Here is a 20,849-nt window from a genome sequence, read left to right as displayed (position 1 = left end):
GACCAGTGTACGTCCGGCCCGCTGAACATGCGCTGAATTATGTGCCGCGCCCCGTCATCGGGCGTTGAAGTACTTGGCTTCGGGGTGGTGGATGACGATGGCGTCGGTGGACTGCTCGGGGTGGAGCTGGAACTCCTCGGAGAGGTGGACGCCGATCCGCTCCGGTTCGAGCAGCTCGGCGATCTTCGCCCGGTCCTCCAGGTCGGGGCAGGCCCCGTAGCCGAGCGAGAAGCGCGCGCCGCGGTACTTCAGGGCAAACATGTCCTGGACGTCGGAGGGGTCCTCACCGGCGAAGCCGAGCTCGGAGCGCACCCGGGCGTGCCAGTACTCGGCGAGTGCCTCGGCCAACTGGACGGACAGGCCGTGCAGTTCGAGGTAGTCGCGGTAGGAGTTGGCCGCGAAGAGCTTGGCGGTCTCCTCACCGATGCGGGAGCCGACGGTGACGACCTGGAGGCCCACGACATCCACCTCGCCGGAGTCCTCCGGGCGGAAGAAGTCCGCCAGGCACAGCCGCCGTCCGCGCCGCTGGCGCGGGAAGGTGAAGCGGGTGCGCTCGCTGCCGTCGTCGTTCAGCAGGATCAGGTCGTCACCCTTGGACACACAGGGGAAGTAGCCGTGCACGACGGCCGCCTCCAGGAGGCCTTCGGTGTGCAGTTTGTCGAGCCAGCCGCGCAGGTGCGGGCGGCCCTCGGTCTCCACCAGTTCCTCGTACGTCGGTCCGCCCTTGCGGGCTTCCTTCAGCCCCCACTGGCCCTTGAACAGGGCGCCCTCGTCCAGCCAGGAGGCGTATTCCTTGAGCGGGATGCCCTTGATGACGCGGGTGCCCCAGAACGGCGGGGTGGGCACCGGGTTGTCGGTGGCCACATCCGAGCGCACCGCGCCCTCGGGCTCCCCGGCTTCCGGGGTGCCGGCCTCGGATGTGACGGGGCGCTGGGGGACGCGGCGCTGCTTCAGTTCCGGGAGTACGGCTCCGGGCACGCCGCGCTTGACGCCGATCAGGGCGTCCATGAGGCGGAGCCCCTCGAACGCGTCGCGGGCGTAGCGGACTTCGCCCTCGTAGATCTCGTGCAGGTCCTGCTCGACATAGGCCCGGGTCAGGGCCGCGCCGCCGAGGATGACCGGGTACTCGGCCGCCAGCTTGCGCTGGTTGAGCTCCTCCAGGTTCTCCTTCATGATCACGGTGGACTTGACCAGGAGGCCGGACATGCCGATGACATCGGCGCGGTGCTCCTCGGCGGCTTCCAGGATCGCGGAGACCGGCTGCTTGATGCCGAGGTTGACGACGTTGTAGCCGTTGTTGGACAGGATGATGTCGACGAGGTTCTTGCCGATGTCGTGGACGTCGCCGCGCACGGTGGCCAGCACGATGGTGCCCTTGCCCTCCGCCTCCGACTTCTCCATGTGCGGCTCCAGGTGGGCGACCGCCGACTTCATGACCTCGGCGGACTGGAGCACGAACGGCAGCTGCATCTGGCCGGAGCCGAACAGCTCGCCGACCACCTTCATGCCTTCGAGCAGGGTGTTGTTGACGATGTCGAGGGCGGGCGTGGTCGTCAGGGCCTCGTCCAGGTCGGCTTCCAGGCCGTTCTTCTCGCCGTCGATGATGCGGCGCTGGAGGCGCTCGTCCAGCGGCAGGGCGAGGAGTTCCTCGGCCTTTCCCGCCTTCATCGACTTCATGTTGACGCCCTCGAACAGCTCCATGAGCTTCTGCAGGGGGTCGTAGCCCTCGGCGCGGCGGTCATAGATCAGGTCGAGGGCGACCTTGACCTGCTCCTCCTCCAGGCGGGCGATCGGCAGGATCTTCGAGGCGTGCACGATCGCCGAGTCCAGGCCGGCCTTCACGCACTCGTCCAGGAAGACGGAGTTGAGGACGACGCGGGCGGCCGGGTTCAGGCCGAAGGAGATGTTGGACAGGCCGAGCGTGGTCTGCACGTCCGGGTGGCGGCGCTTGAGCTCGCGGATCGCCTCGATGGTGGCGATGCCGTCGCCGCGCGACTCCTCCTGGCCGGTGCAGATGGTGAAGGTGAGGGCGTCGATGAGGATGTCCGACTCGTGCACCCCCCAGTTCCCGGTCAGGTCCGCGATGAGCCGCTCGGCGATCGCGACCTTCGTCTCGACGGTGCGGGCCTGGCCCTCCTCGTCGATGGTCAGCGCGATCAGCGCGGCGCCGTGCTCGACCGCCAGCCCGGTCACCTTCGCGAACCGCGACTCGGGCCCGTCGCCGTCCTCGTAGTTGACCGAGTTGATGACCGCGCGGCCGCCCAGCTTCTCCAACCCGGCCTGGATGACCGGGAGTTCCGTCGAGTCCAGGACGATGGGCAGGGTGGAGGCCGTCGCGAAGCGGCCGGCCAGCTCGGCCATGTCGGCCACACCGTCCCGGCCGACATAGTCGACACACAGGTCGAGCATGTGAGCGCCCTCGCGGATCTGGTCGCGGGCCATCTCCACACAGTCGTCCCAGCGGCCCTCCAGCATGGCCTCGCGGAACTTCTTCGACCCGTTCGCGTTCGTCCGCTCGCCGATCGCCAGGTAGGAGGTGTCCTGGCGGAACGGCACGGTCTGGTAGAGCGAGGCGGCGCCCGGCTCCGGGCGCGGGTGGCGCTCGCCGGGGGCGCTTCCGCGCACCCGCTCGACGACCTGGCGCAGGTGCTCCGGCGTCGTACCGCAGCAGCCGCCCACCAGGGACAGGCCGTAGTCGCGGACGAAGTTCTCCTGCGCATCGGCCAGGCCCTCGGGCCCGAGCGGGAAGTGGGCGCCGTCCCGGGTGAGGACGGGCAGGCCGGCGTTGGGCATGCAGAGCAACGGGATGCGGGAGTGCCGGGTGAGGTAGCGCAGGTGCTCGCTCATCTCGGCGGGGCCGGTCGAGCAGTTCAGACCGATCATGTCGACGCCGAGCGGCTCAAGGGCGGTCAGCGCGGCGCCGATCTCGGAACCAAGGAGCATCGTGCCGGTCGTCTCGAAGGCGAGCGAGACAAGGAGCGGCAGATCGGCCCCGGTGGCCTCCATCGCGCGGCGGGCGCCGAGAATGGCGGACTTGGTCTGGAGCAGGTCCTGGGTGGTCTCGACGATCAAAGCGTCCGCGCCGCCCGCGATCAGGCCCTCGGCGTTCGCCTGGAAGCCGTCGCGCAGCGTGGGGTAGCCGATGTGGCCGAGCGTCGGCAGCTTCGTCCCCGGCCCGATGGAGCCGAGCACCCAGCGCTGCTGTCCGGTCGAGGCGGTGAACTCGTCGGCGACCTCGCGGGCGATGCGGGCGCCCGCCTGCGACAGCTCGTGCACCCGCTCCGGGATGTCGTACTCGCTCATCGCGGTGTGGTTGGCGCCGAAGGTGTTGGTCTCCACGCAGTCCACGCCGACCGAGAAGTACGCCTCGTGGACCGAGCGCACGATGTCGGGGCGGGTCACGTTCAGGACCTCGTTGCACCCTTCGAGGTCCTGGAAGTCCTCCAGGGTGGGATCCTGCGCCTGCAGCATCGTGCCCATCGCACCGTCGGCCACCACCACCCGGGTGGCCAGCGCCTCACGGAGGGCGTCGATACGGGTCCGGCTGTCAGCGGAAGGGGTCGGCAACGAGGCCATGGATGTGCTCCCTGGAGTGCGACGGCTGTCGGCTTTGCGCCTTCCGGTGGGAGGGCGCACGCGGCCAGCCTAACCGGGCGGCCCCGGGCGACGCGCGGGTGTATCAGGGGGCGGACGGCCGGGGCTCGGCCGAATTTGAGTGTCCGGAAGTGTCGGGAGGGGCCGCACTCGCGGTGACACGAGGTCGGCAACGGCCGATACTGTTCAGCATTGTCGAACCAGTCGATGTGAGAGCCGGCCGCTTCAGCGGCGACAGCCGGTTCAGCAGTGCCCGAAAAGGGAGGGAGCGCGATGGCGCGCAACATCCAGTCGCTCGAACGGGCGGCCGCCATGCTGCGGCTGCTCGCGGGGGGCGAGCGGCGGCTCGGACTGTCCGAGGTGGCCTCCGCACTGGGCCTCGCCAAGGGCACCGCGCACGGCATCCTGCGCACCCTGCAGGCCGAGGGCTTCGTGGAGCAGGACCCGGCCTCCGGCCGCTACCAGCTGGGCGCCGAGCTGCTGCGCCTGGGCAACAGCTACCTGGACGTCCACGAGCTGCGGGCGCGCGCCCTGGTGTGGACGGACGACCTGGCGCGGTCCAGCGGCGAGAGTGTGTACGTGGGGGTGCTCCACCAGCAGGGCGTGCTGATCATGCACCACGTCTTCCGGCCCGACGACAGCCGCCAGGTGCTCGAAGTGGGCGCCATGCAGCCGCTGCACTCCACGGCCCTGGGCAAGGTGCTCTCCGCGTACGACCCGGTGGCGCACACCGAGGCCGTGGACAGCATGCGCGAGGCGTTCACGACCCACACGGTCACCGCGCCCGAGAGCTTCGAGGGGCTGCTCGACGTCACCCGGGCGCGCGGCTGGGGCTCGGACATCGAGGAGACCTGGGAGGGCGTCGCCTCGGTGGCCGCCCCGATCCACGACCGGCGCCGGATGCCGGTCGGCGCGGTGGGCGTCACGGGCGCCGTCGAGCGGGTCTGCAAGGACGGCGAGGTGCGGCCCGAGCTGGTGGCCGCGGTACGCGACTGCGCCCGCGCGGTCTCGCGGGACCTGGGCGCCGGCCGCTTCTAGCGGTGCGGCGCCGGGCGCTCAAGCCCGCTCGCCGCAGGGCGGAACACTGCCGGAGCGACCCGCGCCATACCAGTACATGATCTTGATCCTGGAACTGGGTCCATGTTTGGTGGTTCGTACCACCTGGTAACGATCAGGGATTCCAGCCACAGAAGTATTGACGTCCAGTTAACCCGGGGGCAAAACTGCCGTTCAGCGGTCGGCATTGTCGAACACCTACCGGCAATACGAGTTAGAGTGTGACAACGCCATGGGCCGGACAGCCCTCAGCCATTGAGGGCGCGGATCACCGGAGGGACCCGGTGCTCTGCTTGTTGGGATTTCCCCCTGGACGAAGGACAAAGGAGTCGCGGGTGTCCAGCCACGACATCTTCACCGGCGAGATCATTGGTACCGCCGTTCTCACCCTGCTGGGCGGTGGCGTGTGCGCCGCCGTCACGTTGAAGCGCTCGAAGGCGCGGAACGCCGGCTGGCTCGCGATCACCTTCGGGTGGGGCTTCGCCGTGCTGACCGCCGCCTACATCTCGGCCCCGCTCTCGGGCGCCCACCTCAACCCCGCGGTGACCCTGGGTCTCGCGATCGAGGGCGGCACCAAGTGGAGCGACGTCCCCGTGTACCTCGGCGGACAGATCCTCGGCGCCATGCTCGGCGCGGTCCTCGTGTGGCTCGCCTACTACGGCCAGTTCCACGCGCACCTCACCGACCCCGAGATCGTGGGCGACGGCAAGGCGGTCGAGGCCCGCGAGCGCCAGGCAGGCCCCGTGCTCGGCATCTTCTCGACCGGCCCGGAGATCCGCAACGTGGTCCAGAACGTGGTCACGGAAGTCATCGCCACCATCATTCTGGTGCTCGCGATCCTGACCCAGGGCCTCAACGGCGACGGCAAGGGTCTCGGCGTCATCGGTGTCCTGATCACCTCGCTCGTCGTGGTGGGCATCGGTCTCTCGATCGGCGGTCCGACCGGCTACGCCATCAACCCGGTCCGCGACCTCGGCCCGCGCATCGTGCACTCCCTGCTGCCCCTGCCCAACAAGGGCGGCTCGGACTGGAGCTACGCGTGGATCCCCGTCGTCGGCCCGCTGATCGGCGGGGCGATCGCCGGTGGCATCTACAACATCGCCTTCGCCTGAGACACGACGCGACCCCCTTCGGACCTACCGGGAGCACCCCATGAGCGACACGCACACCACCGGCCCGTTCATCGCGGCCATCGACCAGGGCACCACCTCCAGCCGCTGCATCGTCTTCGACAAGGACGGCCGGATCGTCTCGGTCGACCAGAAGGAGCACGAGCAGATCTTCCCGAAGCCGGGCTGGGTGGAGCACGACGCCGCCGAGATCTGGACCAACGTCCAGGAAGTCGTGGCCGGCGCGATCGAGAAGGCGGGCATCACCGCCGCCGACGTCAAGGCGATCGGCATCACCAACCAGCGTGAGACCACGCTGATGTGGGACAAGAACACCGGCGAGCCCGTGCACAACGCGCTGGTCTGGCAGGACACCCGCACCGACGCGCTCTGCAAGGAACTCGGCCGCAACGTCGGCCAGGACCGCTTCCGCCGCGAGACCGGCCTGCCGCTCGCCTCGTACTTCGCGGGCCCGAAGGTGCGCTGGCTGCTCGACAACGTCGAGGGCCTGCGCGAGCGCGCCGAGCGCGGCGACATCCTCTTCGGCACCATGGACTCCTGGGTCATCTGGAACCTGACCGGCGGCACCGACGGCGGTGTGCACGTCACGGACGTCACCAACGCCTCGCGCACCCTCCTGATGAACCTGCACGAGATGGCGTGGGACGACAAGATCCTGTCGTCCATGGAGATCCCGGCGGCCGTGCTGCCCGAGATCCGCTCCTCCGCCGAGGTGTACGGCCACGCCAAGGGCGGCGTCCTGGACGGCATCCCCGTCGCCTCCGCGCTCGGTGACCAGCAGGCGGCCCTGTTCGGCCAGACCTGCTTCTCCGAGGGCGAGGCCAAGTCGACCTACGGCACCGGCACCTTCATGCTGATGAACACCGGTGACAAGCCCGTCAACTCCTACAACGGCCTGCTGACGACGGTCGGCTACCAGATCGGCGACCAGAAGCCGGTCTACGCCCTCGAAGGCTCCATCGCCGTCACCGGCTCGCTCGTCCAGTGGATGCGCGACCAGATGGGCATGATCAAGACCGCCGCGGAGATCGAGACCCTGGCCTCCTCGGTCGAGGACAACGGCGGCGCCTACTTCGTGCCGGCCTTCTCCGGCCTGTTCGCCCCGTACTGGCGCTCCGACGCCCGCGGTGTGATCGCCGGCCTCACCCGGTACGTCACCAAGGCGCACATCGCGCGCGCCGTCCTTGAGGCCACCGCCTGGCAGACCCGCGAGATCACCGACGCCATGACGAAGGACTCGGGCGTCGAGCTGACCGCGCTGAAGGTCGACGGCGGCATGACCTCCAACAACCTGCTGATGCAGACCCTCTCGGACTTCCTGGACGCGCCGGTCGTGCGTCCGATGGTCGCCGAGACGACCTGCCTCGGCGCCGCCTACGCCGCCGGTCTGGCCGTCGGCTTCTGGCCGGACACCGACGCGCTGCGCGCCAACTGGCGCCGGGCGGCGGAATGGACCCCTCGCATGGACGCCGACAGGCGTGACAGCGAGTACAAGAACTGGCTCAAGGCCGTCGAGCGGACCATGGGCTGGATCGAGGACGAGGAGTAATCGACATGACCACCCTGCAGAGCGTCCCTGCCCTCGGGACGCACCCGGCCTCCGGCTCCCACCCGAGCCGCGCCGAGACTCGGGAGCAACTGTCCAAGGCGACGTACGACCTCCTGGTCATCGGCGGCGGCATCCTGGGCATCTCCACCGCCTGGCACGCCGCGCAGTCCGGTCTGCGGGTGGCCCTGGTGGACGCCGGTGACTTCGCCGGCGCCACCTCCTCCGCCTCCTCCAAGCTGCTCCACGGCGGTCTGCGCTACCTGCAGACCGGCGCGGTGAAGCTGGTCGCGGAGAACCACTTCGAGCGGCGTGCGGTGTCCCGTCAGGTGGCCCCGCACCTCGCCAACCCGCTCACGTTCTACCTGCCCGTGTACAAGGGCGGCCCGCACGGCGCCGCCAAGCTGGGTGCCGGCGTCTTCGCCTACTCGGCGCTTTCCGCCTTCGGCGACGGCGTCGGCCACCTGCTCTCCCCCGCGAAGGCCGCGGCGGACGTGCCGGAGCTGCGTACGGACAACCTGAAGGCCGTGGCCGTGTACGGCGACGACCAGATGAACGACGCCCGCATGGCCCTGATGACGGTCCGCGCGGCCGTCGAGGCCGGCGCGGTCGTCCTCAACCACGCCGAGGTCACCGGCCTGCGCTTCACCAAGGGCCGGGTCACCGGCGCCGACCTCAAGGACCGCATGGACGGCGAGGAGTTCGGCGTCAACGCCCGCCTCGTCCTGAACGCGACCGGCCCCTGGGTCGACCACCTGCGCAAGATGGAGGACCCGAACTCGGCTCCCTCCATACGCCTTTCGAAGGGCGCGCACCTGGTCCTCAAGCGCACCGCCCCCTGGAAGGCCGCGCTCGCGACCCCGATCGACAAGTACCGCATCACGTTCGCCCTGCCCTGGGAGGACATGCTCCTGCTCGGCACCACCGACGAGGAGTTCGAGGGCGACCCGGCGGACGTCCGCGTCACCGAGGCGGACACCGCGCAGATCCTCGACGAGGCCGCGTTCTCGATCCGCGACCAGCAGCTGTCGCGCGACCTGATCACGTACTCCTTCGCCGGTCTGCGGGTGCTGCCCGGCGGTCCGGGCGACACCTCCAAGGCCAAGCGCGAGACGGTCGTCACCGAGGGCCGCGGCGGCATGCTGTCGGTGGCCGGCGGCAAGTGGACGACCTTCCGCCACATCGGCCGTACGGTGATGAAGAAGCTGGAGCAGCTGCCGGGCCACCCGCTCGGCGACGACTTCGAGCCCATCTCCGAACTGCCTGGCAAGATGCCGCTGCCCGGCATCGCCAACCCGCGCGCCGTCGCCCACCGCCTGATGGTGGACGGCCCGGCGCCCGGCCCGCGCATGGCGGCCGACACCGCCAAGCACCTGGCCACGCACTACGGTTCGCTGTCCTTCGACATCGCGCGCCTGGCCAACGACGACGCGGCCCTGGCCGAGCGCATCCACCCGGACGCGCCGGAGATCTGGGCACAGGTCGTGTACGCCCGCGACCACGAGTGGGCCGAGACGGCGGACGACGTGCTGCGCCGCCGCACGACCCATCATATATAATGGAATGGATATATATATGGAATGGATATATATATGGAATGGAATGGAATGGAATGGAATGGAATGGAATGGAATGGAATGGAATGGAATGGAATGGAATGGAATGGAATGGAATGGAATGGAATGGAATGGAATGGAATGGAATGGAATGGAATGGAATGGAATGGAATGGAATGGAATGGAATGGAATGGAATGGAATGTGGAATGGAATGGAATGGAATGGAATGGAATGGAATGGAATGGAATGGAATGGAATGGAATGGAATGGAATGGAATGGAATGGAATGGAATGGAATGGAATGGAATGGAATGGAATGGAATGGAATGGAATGGAATGGAATGGAATGGAATGGAATGGAATGGAATGGAATGGAATGGAATGGAATGGAATGGAATGGAATGGAATGGAATGGAATGGAATGGAATGGAATGGAATGGAATGGAATGGAATGGAATGGAATGGAATGGAATGGAATGGAATGGAATGGAATGGAATGGAATGGAATGGAATGGAATGGAATGGAATGGAATGGAATGGAATGGAATGGAATGGAATGGAATGGAATGCAGCTGCCGGGCCACCCGCTCGGCGACGACTTCGAGCCCATCTCCGAACTGCCTGGCAAGATGCCGCTGCCCGGCATCGCCAACCCGCGCGCCGTCGCCCACCGCCTGATGGTGGACGGCCCGGCGCCCGGCCCGCGCATGGCGGCCGACACCGCCAAGCACCTGGCCACGCACTACGGTTCGCTGTCCTTCGACATCGCGCGCCTGGCCAACGACGACGCGGCCCTGGCCGAGCGCATCCACCCGGACGCGCCGGAGATCTGGGCACAGGTCGTGTACGCCCGCGACCACGAGTGGGCCGAGACGGCGGACGACGTGCTGCGCCGCCGCACGACCCTGACGATCCGGGGTCTGGCGACGGACGAGATCCGCGACAAGGTCGACGTCCTGCTGCAGAAGAAGAACTGACGAAACGTCAGCGATCTGACGAAGGGGCGGCTCTCCTGCACGGGAGCCGCCCCTTCGGCGTGCGCGCCGGGGCCGCCGCCATGTCGCGTACACGCGCCTGCAACAGGGCGGGGCGAGAGTAGGGGCATGAAGTTTCAAGTACTCTCCATCGTCGGCCACGCCCCGCACCCGCTGACGGGTGAACTCCCCACTCCCGCCGACCGGTTGGCGCAGGTCCTCGAAGTCGGCGAGCAGGCCGAGCGGCTCGGCTACGACGCGTACGCCATCGGCGAGCGGCACGCCGGGGCCTATCTCTCCTCCAGCCCGACCGTGCTGCTCGGCGCACTCGCCGCGCGCACCAGGCGCATCCGGCTCCTCACCGGGGTGACCGTCGTCGCGATCCTCGACCCGGTACGGGTGGCCGAGGACTACGCGACGCTCGACCAGATCTCGCGCGGCCGCGTCGAGCTGGTGATCGGAAAGGGCGCGGAGGCCGGCCACTTCGACCTGTTCGGGCTCGACGAGTCCCGCCAGTGGGACCTCCAGCGGGAGAAGTACGAGCTCCTGCGGCGGCTGTGGAGCGAGGAGGGCGTGCACTGGCAGGGCGAATTCCGTCCGCCCCTGACCGACGTCACGACCGTGCCGAGGCCGTACGACGGGGTGCCGCGGATCTGGCACGGCTCGGCGACCTCGCTCAACTCCCCCGAACTCGCGGCCCGACACGGCGATCCGCTGTTCACGGCCAACGCGATCCAGCCGCGCGCGGCCTACGCGAAGCTCATCGCGCACTACCGGGAGAAGTTCGAGGAGTACGGGCACGACCCGGCGCGGGCACACGTCGCGGCGGGCTCGGGCGGGCTGCTGATCGCCGACACGGCCGAGCAGGCGGTCTCGCGCTACCGGGAGGTGTACGAGGCGAGGGTGCGGCAGACGTTCAAGCCGCATCTGGAGGGCAAGGCGGGATACAACACCCCGTTCCGCACCATCGAGGACGCCATCGCCGACGGGCCCCAGCTCATCGGCTCCCCGCAGCAGATCATCGACAAGATCCTCGGCTTCCACGAGGCGTACCGGCACGACCTCCAGTCCGTCACCGTCGACGGGTTCGGGCTCTCCACGGCCGAGCAGGTCGAGACACTGGCACGGTTCGCCGAGGAGATCGCCCCGGTCGTGCGGAAAGAGGCGCCGAGCACGCTGTGGGAGTCCGGCTCTCTCGGGGAGTGAGGGCTGGGAGGAGGGCGGGACGCGCATAATGGGGGCCGATACATCGGATGTATGGAGGTCGCCCATGGCTGTCACCGACGAGGCCATCGAGAAGATCAAGGAAATGATCGTCTCCGGTGCGCTGCGGCCGGGCGACCGGCTCCCCAAGGAGAGCGAACTGGCGTCGGAGCTCGGCCTGTCCCGCAACTCCCTGCGCGAGGCGGTGCGGGCGCTGTCCCTGATCCGCATCCTGGACGTCCGCCAGGGAGACGGCACCTACGTCACCAGCCTGGACCCGCAGCTCCTGCTCGAAGCGATGAGCTTCGTCGTCGACTTCCACCGCGACGACACGGTCCTGGAGTTCCTCGCGGTACGCCGCATTCTGGAGCCGGCCGCCACGGCGATGGCGGTGTCGCGCATCAGCGATGCCGAACTCGACGCGCTGTCCACCCAGTTGGACGCGCTGGGGACCTCGCCCTCCGTCGAGGAACTGGTGGCTTCCGACCTCGAATTCCATCGGGGGATCGTGGCGGGGTCGGGGAACTCGGTGCTGTGCTCGCTCCTCGACGGGTTGTCCGGGCCCACGACCCGGGCCCGCATCTGGCGGGGCCTCACCCAGGAGGACGCGGTGAGCCGGACGTTGCACGAGCACCGGGCGATCCTCTCGGCCCTGCGGGACCGGGATGCGGAGGCGGCCCGGTCCTGGGCGACTGTGCACATCGCCAGCGTGGAGCAGTGGCTCAGGTCAACCCTGTAGGTCTCCCGAGGGGCCCATCGCGGCGGAGCCGCACGATGTCACAGCCCCGCGCCCCTGGCGAGGCTGGCCCTGCCAGGGGCGCGGGGAGCTAGTCCTGTTTTTCGCCGCTCGCGTAGCGGCTGATCACCAGCGCCACAATGATGATCGCCCCGTTCAGGAACTGGTTCCAGAGCGCCGGCACCCCGCCCAACGTCATGACGTTCACGACCAGTTGGAGGGTGAGCACCCCGGTGAGCGCGCCGAGGAGCGTCCCCCGTCCGCCCTTCAGGGAGATCCCCCCGATCACCGCCGCCGCGAACACCTGAAAGATCCACCCGTTCCCCTGGTTCGCCGCGACCGAACCGTAATGCCCCGTATACAGAATCCCCGCGAACGCGGCCAGCAGACCGCCCACCGCCAGAACGATCCACGTCACCCGGTCCACCCGGATCCCCGCCGCCCGCGCCGCCTCCGCGTTCCCGCCGATCGCGTACAGCGCCCGCCCGTGCCGCAGCCACGCAAGCACCGCCCCGCCGATCGCGAAGAGCGCGAGGCAGATCCAGACCGCGGCGGGTACGCCGAGCCAGTCCGTCATGCCGAGGTAGCGGAAGGACGGCGGCATGTCGATGATCGAGCGTCCGCCGGTGATGCCGATGTGCAGACCCCGCAGCATCGTCAGCATGCCGAGCGTCGCGATGAACCCGTTGACGTTCAGCTTCAGCATCAGGAAGCCGTTGAACGCGCCGATCGCCAGGCCGACCAGGAGACACACCGGGATCGCCGTCCAGCCGGGCAGCAGGCCGACGCCCGTGAAACGGCCGGCCGGCGCCGAGGACGGCAGGACCAGCCACATCGCGATGACCGGCGCGATGCCGATCGTCGACTCCAGGGACAGGTCCATGCGCCCGCAGATCAGGATGAGGGCCTGGCCGAGCACCAGCAGGCTCAGCTCGGAGGACTGCTGGATGACGCTGATCAGGTTGCCCGAGGTGAGGAACACCGGCGAGACGATGAAGCCGATGACCATCAGGACGAGGATCACGGGCACGAGGGAGAAGTCGCTCCAGCGGATGTGGGCCAGGCGCCCGAGCGGGCTCGCATCCCGTACGCCCGCCGGTGCCTCGGTCGCCGTATCGGTCATGGCCGCTCCCCCGCCCTCTCCACACCTTCCACGTCCCGCACACCTTCCATCGCCGCGACCAGCTCCCCGTCGGCCCACCCGCTGCCGTACTCCGCGACGACCCGCCCGTGGAACAGCACGAGCACCCTGTCGCACACCCTGAGGTCGTCGAGTTCGTCGGAGACGATCACCGCCGCGCGGCCCTCGTCGGCCACCCGCCGCACCACACCGAGGAGGGCGTCCTTGGATTTCACGTCCACGCCCGCCGTGGGGCGTACCGCGACCAGGGCCACCGGTTCGCGGGCGAGGGCGCGGGCCACCACGACCTTCTGCTGGTTGCCGCCCGAAAGGCCCGACACCGGCTGCTCGGGGCCCTGCGTCCTGATGTCGAGCGAGCCGATCATCGAGAGCGCGAACTCCCTTGTTCTGGAGGGGAGTACGGTCCCCCAGGGCCCGAGCTGTCCGGTCACCGTGAGCGTCGCGTTCTCGGCGACGGAGCGGTCCGGGACGAGGCCCTGGCGGTGGCGGTCCTCCGGGATGTAGCCGATGCCCGCGTCGAGCGCGTGCGGCACGCTGCCCGGTTTCACTGCCCGGCCACGCACACTGACCCGGCCCGCGCTCGCCCGGCGCATCCCGACCAGCGTTTCGCCGAGCGCGGTGTTCCCGCTGGCCGCGGCTCCGGCGACCCCGAGCACCTCGCCCGGGTGCACCGCGAGGTCGAGCGCCTCGAACTCCCCCTCAAGGGCGAGTCCTTCGGCCAGCAGGACCGGTTCCGACGGACGGACTTCCTTGACTCCCGCCCTCCAGGAGGCCCCGGCCACACCCGGCCGCTCCCCCGTCATCGCCGCGACCAGTTCGCCCTTGGGGAGGTCCGCGACGAGGGCCGTCAGGACCTGGCGGGCGTCGCGGTAGACGGTGACCGCGGTGCACAGGTCGTACACCTCCTGGAGGTGGTGCGAGATGAACAGGAACGCCACGCCCTGCGCCTGGAGTTCACGGAGCTTGGTGAACAGGCGCTGGATACCGCGGGCGTCGAGCTGCGCGGTCGGCTCGTCCAGGACGATCAGGCGGGCACCGAACGACAGGGCGCGGGCGATCTCGACGAACTGCCGCTGTTCCGCGGGCAGTTGACCCGCACGCGCATCGGGATCGACGTTCACGCCGTACTCCGCGAGGAGGTCGCGGGCGCGGCGGCGCAGCCGGCTCCAGCGGATGCGTCCGCCCTCGAAGCGGTTCAGGAAGAGGTTCTCGGCGACGGTCAGGTCCGGGACGACCATGGACTTCTGGTAGACGCAGGCGACCTTGGACTGCCAGCCGGCCCGGTCGCCGAAGGCCGGTGCGGGGGCGCCGCCGAACGTGACGGCCCCCGCGTCCGGCCGGTGCAGCCCCGTGACCACGCCGACCAGGGTGGACTTCCCGGCGCCGTTGCGGCCGACCAGCGCGTGCGCTTCGCCGGGCCGCACGGTCAGGCCGACGCCGTCGAGGGCGAGCGTGGGCCCGAAGCGTTTGACGATGCCGTGGGCGTGCAGGGCGGGTTCGGACACCAGGCCCCGCCCTTGCGCCGATTCGGGTGCCATCGCTAGCTCTTCTTCTGCGACTGGTTGGCCCACAGCGAGGCGTCGTTCACGTTGTCCTTGGTGACCAGGGGCGCCGGCAGCTGGTCCTCGTAACCATTGTCGATCTTGATGATGTTCGAGCCGTGGTCGGTCGGGCCCGCCTTGAACGTCTTGCCGTCCAGGGCCGCCTTCGCGTAGTACAGCGCGTACTTGGCGTAGAGGTCGGCGGGCTGGGAGACGGTCGCGTCGATCTTCCCGGCCTTGATCGCGTCGAACTCCTCGGGGATGCCGTCGTTGGAGACGATCGTGATGTGCCCCGCGGTGCCCGGCGGCAGGAGCCGGCCCTTCTGCTGGAGCAGGGCGAGGGTCGGCTGCAGGAAGACGCCACCGGCCTGCATGTAGATGCCGTTCAGGCCGGGGTGGGCGGCGAGCGTGGACTGGAGCTTGGCGGAGGCCACGTCGCCCTTCCAGTCGGTGGCCAGCTCGTAGACCTTGATGCCGGGGTAGCTCCTGTCCATGCAGGACTTGAAGGCCTCGGAGCGGTCGCGCCCGTTGATGGAGCTCAAGTCGCCCTGGAATTCGGCGACTTCGCCCTTGCCCTTGAGCTGCTCCCCCAGGTACTTGCAGGCCTTCTCGCCGTACGCCTTGTTGTCGGCGCGTACGACCATGTAGACGTCGCCCTTGTCGGGGCGGGTGTCGACGCTGATGACCGGGATCCCCCGCTGGTTCAGGCTCTCCAGGGTGGAGGCGATCGCGCCGGTGTCCTGCGGGGCCATGACGACCGCCTTGGCACCCTGGTCGGTGAAGGCGGTGACGTCGGCGACCAGCTTGCCCACGTCGTTCTGGGAGTTGGTGAGCGGCAGCGCGGAGACCTCGCCGGCCTTGACGCCCTTCTCGATGTACTGCTGGTAGGAGTTCCAGAAGTCGCTGTCGCTGCGCGGCAGGTCGATGCCGACCTTCTGGGATCCCGTACCGCCGCCGGACTCGCGGTTGCAGCCGGTGAGCAGCGCGACCGCGACAAGTGCGGTGCAAGCGGCGGCAGTTGTCGTACGCACTCTCATGGTCCCGTCCTTGGTGGAGTTGCGGCTCAGGTACTCGGTCGCAGGCGCAGGCCCTGCATGCCGCCGTCCACGGCAAGGGCCGTGCCGGTGACGGCGGCCGCCGCTGGGCTGGCCAGGTAGGCGATCGCGGCGGCGACCTCGGCCGCCGAGACGAGGCGTCCCATCGGCTGGCGGGCCCGGAGGGCGGCGCGTTCGGCCTCCGGGTCGTCCGCCCGGTCGAGCAGCCGGGCGACCCAGGGGGTGTCCGCAGTGCCGGGGTTGACGCAGTTGACCCGCACCCCCTCGCGCACGTGGTCGGCGGCCATCGCGAGGGTGAGGGAGAGGACGGCGCCCTTGGCCGCGCTGTAGAGGGCGCGCTGCGGCAGGCCCGCGGTGGCGGCGATGGAACAGGTCTGGGTGAGGGACGCGCAGCCGGGCCGCTCCCCGGCCGTGCGTCGCAGATGGGGCAGCGCGTGCCGGGCGACCCTGACCATGCCGAGGACGTTGACGTCCAGGACGCGGTGCCATTCGGCGTCGTCGTTGTCCTCGACGGTGCCGATGGCGCCGATGCCCGCGTTGGAGACGACGGTGTGCAGGGCGCCGAGTTCGGCCACGGTCCGGGCGACCGCGTCCCGTACGCCCGCGTCGTCGGTGACGTCGGCCTCCAGGGCGAGGGTGCCGCCGGGGGCGCCCTTCACGTCCCGGTCGAGCACGGCGACGCGGGCGCCGCGCTCCATGAGGAGTTCGGCGACTGCGGCTCCGATGCCCGAGGCACCGCCCGTGACAAGAGCCGCCATGTCCGCGAAGTCCCTTGTGCTGCTCATGAGTTGACCTCCTGGGCCGGTCGGCGGGCGAGCCACTGCGGGCCGTCCGGGTAGCGGTAGGCGGCGATGGTGGCGGGGTGCATACGGGCGGAGAAGCCCGGGGCGGTCGGGGCACGGTAGCGGCCGGCCTCGACGACGGAGGGCGCCGCGAAGTGCTCGTGGAGGTGGTCGACGTACTCGATGACCCGGTCCTCGCGGCTGCCGGAGACGGCGACGAAGTCGAACATGGCGAGGTGCTGGACGAGTTCGCACAGGCCGACCCCGCCCGCGTGCGGGCAGACCGGCACGCCGTACTTGGCGGCGAGCAGCAGGATCGCCAGGTTCTCGTTGACCCCGGCCACCCGGGCCGCGTCGATCTGCACGAAGTCGACCGCGCCCGCCTGGAGGAGCTGCTTGAACACGACCCGGTTGGCGACGTGTTCACCGGTGGCGACCTTCACCGGCTGCCCGGCCCGCACGGCGGCGTGGCCGAGGATGTCGTCGGGGCTGGTCGGCTCCTCGATCCAGTGCGGCTCGTACGGGGCGAGCGCGGCCATCCAGCGGATCGCCTCGGAGACGTCCCAGCGCTGGTTGGCGTCGACGGCGATGCGGATGCCGGGACCCACGGCGGCGCGGGCCAGGCCGAGTCTGCGGACGTCGTCGTCGAGGTCGGCGCCGACCTTCAGCTTGATCTGGACGAAGCCGTCGGCGACGGCCTCCTTGGCGAGCCGGACCAGCTTGGCGTCGTCGTAGCCGAGCCAGCCGGGCGAGGTGGTGTAGGCGGGGTAGCCCTCCGCGCGAAGGAGCCGGGCCCGCTCGGCCCGGCCGGGTTCGGCGGCGCGCAGGATGGCGAGCGCCTCGGTGCGGGTCAGTACGTCCGTGAGATAGCGGAAGTCGACGAGCGAGACGAGGTCCTCGGGCGACATGGAGGCGAGGAACTCCCACACGGGCAGGCCCGCCGAGGTGGCCGCCAGGTCCCAGGCGGCGTTGACGACGGCGCCCGCCGCCATGTGCATGACCCCCTTCTCCGGCCCCAGCCAGCGGAGTTGGGAGTCGTGGGTCAGGTCGTGGTGCAGGGCGGCGAGGTCGGCCGCGGCAGCCGGTGCCGGGCGGCCCACGACGTAGGGCCGCAGCGCCTCGATGGCGGCGGCGGTCACCTCGTTGCCGCGGCCGATGGTGAAGACGAAGCCGTGGCCCTCGTGGCCGTCGTCGGTGCGCAGCACCACATAGGCGGCCGAGTAGTCGGGGTCCGGGTTCATGGCGTCCGAGCCGTCGAGCCGTTCCGAGGTGGGAAAGCGGATGTCGTGTACCTCGAACCCCGTGACGCTCGGCCTCATGCACGCCCCCCTGGATGAACACGTGGATCTACCCGTGGACCTACCCGTGGATCTCCGCCCGAATGAGCCGATGAATCGCTGAACGAACGTCCGCAGGAACCTTGAGGGGAACGTCCGTGTGGACATCGGATCTCTTCCGGTCATCCGATGTATATCCCCGGACAAGCGTCAGAGTCCAGGGCCGTGCACCAATCTACCGCTCACAGCTCGGATGAATCGTGGTCCGAATGTGCTGCTGCCCCGCCCGGGGCCCCTTCATTCCTCTGTCACTCCCGACGCCGGAGGGCCGTGCACGGGGGCTGCGGATGGGTAGGTCTGAAGCCGTAAGGTTGGGACGTACGCAAGGGAACTTCTGAGGGAGGCACTGGGTGATCGAGCTGGAGGGCGTTCCCGAGCTGGTCGACCCGGTCATGATCGCCGCGTTCGAGGGCTGGAACGACGCGGGCGACGCCGCCTCCTCCGCTGTCGCGCACCTGGACGGGGCGTGGAAGGGCGAGGTCTTCGCGGCGCTGGACGCGGAGGACTACTACGACTTCCAGGTCAACCGGCCGACCGTGTGGCTGGACGGCGGGGTCCGCAAGATCACATGGCCGACCACCCGGCTCTCCGTGGTGCGGGTCGGCGGCGACAAGCCGCGCGATCTGGTCCTGGTGCGCGGCATCGAACCGTCGATGCGCTGGCGCTCGTTCTGCAACGAGATCCTGGGCTTCGCGCACGAGCTGGGCGTGGAGATGGTGGTGATCCTGGGCGCGCTGCTCGGCGACACCCCGCACACCCGGCCGGTGCCGGTCAGCGGCGTGACCTCCGACCCGGACCTGGCGCGGACCATGGACCTGGAGGAGACCCGGTACGAGGGCCCGACCGGCATCGTCGGCATCCTCCAGGAGGCCTGTACGCATGCGGGAGTTCCCGCGGTCAGCCTCTGGGCCGCGGTGCCGCACTACGTGTCCCAGCCGCCGAACCCCAAGGCCACACTCGCCCTGCTCAACCGTCTGGAAGACCTGATCGACCTCAGGATTCCGCTCGGCGAACTCGCCGAGGACGCCCGGGCCTGGCAGCTCGGCGTCGACCAACTGGCCGCCGAGGACAGCGAGGTGGCCGAGTACGTCCAGACTCTGGAGGAGGCGCGCGACACCGCGGACCTGCCCGAGGCGTCCGGCGAGGCGATCGCCCGCGAATTCGAGCGGTATCTGCGGCGCCGGGACGGCGGTCCCGGCCCCGGTCAGGCCACGGCGGGCGGCCACGCCACCGAGGGCGACGGCTCGTACCTGCGGGACACCTCCAGCGGGCGCACCCGGCCCCCGAAGCCGCCGAAGACGGACGACCCCGGCGAGGACACCTCCGAGGAGTAGCCCCGGTTCGCGTTGCGGCGCCTCCCCTCGCGCGGGAAGGTCGAAGGACCAGTGCCTTCGGGAGGTGTCGTACGTCATGGCCATCGCCACGGTGAATCCGGCTACCGGTGAGACGCTCAAGAGCTTCGGTGCCATGGGACCCGAGGAGGTGGAGCGCCGCCTCGCCACCGCCGGGGCCGCCTTCGCCGACTACCGCACGACCGGCTTCGGCGAACGCACGCGGCTGGTGCTGCGGGCCGCCGACCTGCTCGACGGCGACCGGGACGACATCGCGCGCACCATGACCCTGGAGATGGGCAAGCCCATCGCGGCGGCCCGGGCGGAGGCTGCGAAGTGCGCGAAGGCGATGCGCTGGTACGCCGAGCACGCGGCCGCCCTGCTCGCCGACGAGGAGCCGGCCGAGGACGACGTCCACGACTCCGGCGCCGAGCGGGTCCGGGTCCACTACCGGCCGCTCGGCGTGGTCCTCGCCGTGATGCCGTGGAACTTCCCGCTCTGGCAGGTCGTGCGGTTCGCGGCGCCCGCGCTGATGGCGGGCAACGTAGGCCTGCTCAAACACGCCTCGAACGTGCCGCAGACCGCGCTGTACCTGGAGGATCTGTTCCGTCGGGCGGGCTTCCCCGACGGCTGCTTCCAGACTCTGCTCATCGGCTCCGACGGCGTCGAGAAGGTGCTGCGCGACCGTCGGGTGGCGGCCGCGACGCTGACCGGCAGTGAGCCGGCGGGCCGCTCCGTCGCGGCGATCTGCGGCGACGAGATCAAGAAGACGGTGCTCGAACTCGGCGGCAGCGACCCCTATCTCGTGCTCCCCTCCGCCGATGTGGAGCGGGCCGCGCGGACCGCGGTGACCGCCCGGGTGCAGAACAACGGGCAGTCCTGCATCGCCGCGAAGCGCTTCATCGTGCACACCGACGTCTACGACGCGTTCGCCGATCAATTCACCGCGGGGATGCGGGAGTTGAAGGTCGGCGACCCGCTCCTGGAGGACACCGACGTGGGCCCGCTGGCGAGCGAGCAGGGCCGCACCGACCTGGAGGAGCTCGTCGACGACGCGGTACGCAAGGGAGCGACCGCGCTGTGCGGCGGGAGCCGTCCCGAGGGGAGCGGCCGGGGCTGGTTCTACCTGCCCACCGTCCTGGCCGGCATCACCCAGGACATGCGGATCCACCAGGAGGAGACCTTCGGCCCGGTCGCCACGCTGTACCGGGTGCGGGACCTCGACGAGGCGGTGTCGGTCGCCAACGACTCGCCGTTCGGCCTGAGTTCGAACGTCTGGACCCGTGACGACGCCGAGGTCGAACGCTGCGTACGGGACCTTCAGGCGGGCGGGGTGTTCTTCAACGGGATGACCGCGTCTCATCCCGCTTTCCCCTTCGGGGGGATCAAGCGGTCCGGGTACGGGCGCGAGTTGTCCGGGCACGGGATTCGGGAGTTCTGCAACGTCACGACGGTTTGGCATGCCGCCGGCCGGTAGCTGAGCGCTTCGGGTGCGGGCCGGTGGGGGCCGCCCAAGGTCACAGCCCCCGCGCCCCTTCAGGGCGTTGCCGCCTGCCGGAACCGGTCGTGCCCCCGAACCGCCAACGTCGCAATCCGGAAGGCGGGCCGGGGCGGTCGTCCCGGCTCCTCGGATACGTATCCGGCCAACCCGCGCATCCACGTCAGCCTCCCTGCCACAGGGGCCGCACCCATCCCACCGTGCCCCATCAAACTCAACCGTATTTGGCGGGATTGCGGCGTGACATCGGTTTCCGGTCCAAATGCACGGGTTGCCCATTCAGCTTGATTTCAAACTTTGTTCGCGCAAGCGGGGTTTACGTTCCGCCGCTCCGGTAGCAAGGTGTGTCCCCGTAGGCACGCCAAGC

14 protein-coding genes and 1 pseudogene are annotated in these 20,849 nt (G+C 69.5%); 9 read left to right on the top strand and 6 right to left on the bottom strand.

Annotated features, from left to right (window positions below):
• Positions 1-54 precede the first annotated feature (54 nt).
• Positions 55-3,576, bottom strand: coding sequence for a methionine synthase (metH, locus tag ACSHXC_RS30985; protein ID WP_438294721.1), 3,522 nt, complete (start codon positions 3,574-3,576; stop codon positions 55-57).
• Positions 3,577-3,867: 291 nt separating this feature from the next.
• Here metH and ACSHXC_RS30980 point away from each other — a divergent pair, with 291 nt between their 5' ends.
• The 7 genes and pseudogenes from ACSHXC_RS30980 to ACSHXC_RS30950 all read left to right on the top strand — a co-directional run bounded on the left by ACSHXC_RS30980 (position 3,868) and on the right by ACSHXC_RS30950 (position 11,800).
• A complete protein-coding gene (locus tag ACSHXC_RS30980; protein ID WP_438294720.1) occupies positions 3,868-4,632 on the top strand; it encodes an IclR family transcriptional regulator in 765 nt (254 codons plus the stop codon).
• 353 nt (positions 4,633-4,985) lie between these two features.
• On the top strand, positions 4,986-5,762 hold the full coding sequence (locus ACSHXC_RS30975) for an MIP/aquaporin family protein (RefSeq protein WP_438294719.1): 777 nt from the start codon (positions 4,986-4,988) through the stop codon (positions 5,760-5,762).
• Between the two features lie 40 nt (positions 5,763-5,802).
• Positions 5,803-7,329 (top strand): glycerol kinase GlpK, encoded by a 1,527-nt coding sequence (gene glpK / locus ACSHXC_RS30970; protein WP_438294718.1) that lies wholly within the window; start codon positions 5,803-5,805, stop codon positions 7,327-7,329.
• A 5-nt stretch (positions 7,330-7,334) separates the two neighbouring features.
• On the top strand, positions 7,335-8,885 hold the full coding sequence (locus ACSHXC_RS30965; protein WP_438294717.1) for an FAD-dependent oxidoreductase: 1,551 nt from the start codon (positions 7,335-7,337) through the stop codon (positions 8,883-8,885).
• 568 nt (positions 8,886-9,453) lie between these two features.
• Positions 9,454-9,861 (top strand): annotated as a pseudogene (locus tag ACSHXC_RS30960) (glycerol-3-phosphate dehydrogenase C-terminal domain-containing protein); the annotation flags it as partial.
• Between the two features lie 126 nt (positions 9,862-9,987).
• Complete coding sequence (locus tag ACSHXC_RS30955; protein WP_438294716.1) at positions 9,988-11,064, top strand: LLM class flavin-dependent oxidoreductase; 1,077 nt, start codon at positions 9,988-9,990, stop codon at positions 11,062-11,064.
• A 64-nt stretch (positions 11,065-11,128) separates the two neighbouring features.
• Complete coding sequence (locus tag ACSHXC_RS30950) at positions 11,129-11,800, top strand: FadR/GntR family transcriptional regulator (RefSeq protein WP_438294715.1); 672 nt, start codon at positions 11,129-11,131, stop codon at positions 11,798-11,800.
• An 88-nt stretch (positions 11,801-11,888) separates the two neighbouring features.
• Here ACSHXC_RS30950 and ACSHXC_RS30945 read toward each other — a convergent pair whose 3' ends face one another.
• Genes ACSHXC_RS30945 through ACSHXC_RS30925 form a run of 5 tightly spaced genes read right to left on the bottom strand, consistent with a single transcriptional unit; the run spans position 11,889 to position 17,635 of the window.
• Positions 11,889-12,920 (bottom strand): ABC transporter permease, encoded by a 1,032-nt coding sequence (locus ACSHXC_RS30945; protein ID WP_438294714.1) that lies wholly within the window; start codon positions 12,918-12,920, stop codon positions 11,889-11,891.
• On the bottom strand, positions 12,917-14,476 hold the full coding sequence (locus ACSHXC_RS30940; RefSeq protein ID WP_438294713.1) for a sugar ABC transporter ATP-binding protein: 1,560 nt from the start codon (positions 14,474-14,476) through the stop codon (positions 12,917-12,919). Before ACSHXC_RS30940 ends, ACSHXC_RS30945 begins: the two co-directional genes overlap by 4 nt.
• A 2-nt stretch (positions 14,477-14,478) precedes the next feature.
• A complete protein-coding gene (locus ACSHXC_RS30935; protein WP_438294712.1) occupies positions 14,479-15,516 on the bottom strand; it encodes a sugar ABC transporter substrate-binding protein in 1,038 nt (345 codons plus the stop codon).
• Between the two features lie 26 nt (positions 15,517-15,542).
• On the bottom strand, positions 15,543-16,319 hold the full coding sequence (locus ACSHXC_RS30930; protein ID WP_438294711.1) for an SDR family NAD(P)-dependent oxidoreductase: 777 nt from the start codon (positions 16,317-16,319) through the stop codon (positions 15,543-15,545).
• Positions 16,316-17,635, bottom strand: coding sequence for an enolase C-terminal domain-like protein (locus ACSHXC_RS30925; RefSeq protein ID WP_438294710.1), 1,320 nt, complete (start codon positions 17,633-17,635; stop codon positions 16,316-16,318). Before ACSHXC_RS30925 ends, ACSHXC_RS30930 begins: the two co-directional genes overlap by 4 nt.
• 368 nt (positions 17,636-18,003) lie before the next feature.
• On the opposite strand from ACSHXC_RS30925, the gene ACSHXC_RS30920 reads away from it, so the two are divergent.
• Together ACSHXC_RS30920 and ACSHXC_RS30915 are read left to right on the top strand one after the other, a co-directional pair.
• A complete protein-coding gene (locus ACSHXC_RS30920; RefSeq protein WP_053723482.1) occupies positions 18,004-18,987 on the top strand; it encodes a PAC2 family protein in 984 nt (327 codons plus the stop codon).
• A 76-nt stretch (positions 18,988-19,063) separates the two neighbouring features.
• On the top strand, positions 19,064-20,461 hold the full coding sequence (locus ACSHXC_RS30915) for an NADP-dependent succinic semialdehyde dehydrogenase (protein WP_438294709.1): 1,398 nt from the start codon (positions 19,064-19,066) through the stop codon (positions 20,459-20,461).
• The last annotated feature ends 388 nt before the right edge of the window (positions 20,462-20,849 follow it).

The sequence above is a fragment of the Streptomyces sp. HUAS TT7 genome, assembly GCF_051550175.1.
Taxonomy (GTDB): domain Bacteria; phylum Actinomycetota; class Actinomycetes; order Streptomycetales; family Streptomycetaceae; genus Streptomyces.
This window is presented reverse-complemented; position numbering and strand designations above follow the sequence as displayed.

What these genes read in the sequence shown, in the direction of transcription:
- ACSHXC_RS30940 (WP_438294713.1), bottom strand. Translation starts at nt 14,476, where the DNA reads ATGGCACCCGAATCGGCGCAAGGGCGGGGCCTGGTGTCCGAACCCGCC.
- ACSHXC_RS30935 (WP_438294712.1), bottom strand. Translation starts at nt 15,516, where the DNA reads ATGAGAGTGCGTACGACAACTGCCGCCGCTTGCACCGCACTTGTCGCG.
- metH (WP_438294721.1), bottom strand. Translation starts at nt 3,576, where the DNA reads ATGGCCTCGTTGCCGACCCCTTCCGCTGACAGCCGGACCCGTATCGAC.
- ACSHXC_RS30915 (WP_438294709.1), top strand. Translation starts at nt 19,064, where the DNA reads ATGGCCATCGCCACGGTGAATCCGGCTACCGGTGAGACGCTCAAGAGC.
- ACSHXC_RS30950 (WP_438294715.1), top strand. Translation starts at nt 11,129, where the DNA reads ATGGCTGTCACCGACGAGGCCATCGAGAAGATCAAGGAAATGATCGTC.
- ACSHXC_RS30925 (WP_438294710.1), bottom strand. Translation starts at nt 17,635, where the DNA reads ATGAGGCCGAGCGTCACGGGGTTCGAGGTACACGACATCCGCTTTCCC.
- ACSHXC_RS30980 (WP_438294720.1), top strand. Translation starts at nt 3,868, where the DNA reads ATGGCGCGCAACATCCAGTCGCTCGAACGGGCGGCCGCCATGCTGCGG.
- ACSHXC_RS30930 (WP_438294711.1), bottom strand. Translation starts at nt 16,319, where the DNA reads ATGAGCAGCACAAGGGACTTCGCGGACATGGCGGCTCTTGTCACGGGC.
- ACSHXC_RS30945 (WP_438294714.1), bottom strand. Translation starts at nt 12,920, where the DNA reads ATGACCGATACGGCGACCGAGGCACCGGCGGGCGTACGGGATGCGAGC.
- ACSHXC_RS30955 (WP_438294716.1), top strand. Translation starts at nt 9,988, where the DNA reads ATGAAGTTTCAAGTACTCTCCATCGTCGGCCACGCCCCGCACCCGCTG.
- ACSHXC_RS30965 (WP_438294717.1), top strand. Translation starts at nt 7,335, where the DNA reads ATGACCACCCTGCAGAGCGTCCCTGCCCTCGGGACGCACCCGGCCTCC.
- glpK (WP_438294718.1), top strand. Translation starts at nt 5,803, where the DNA reads ATGAGCGACACGCACACCACCGGCCCGTTCATCGCGGCCATCGACCAG.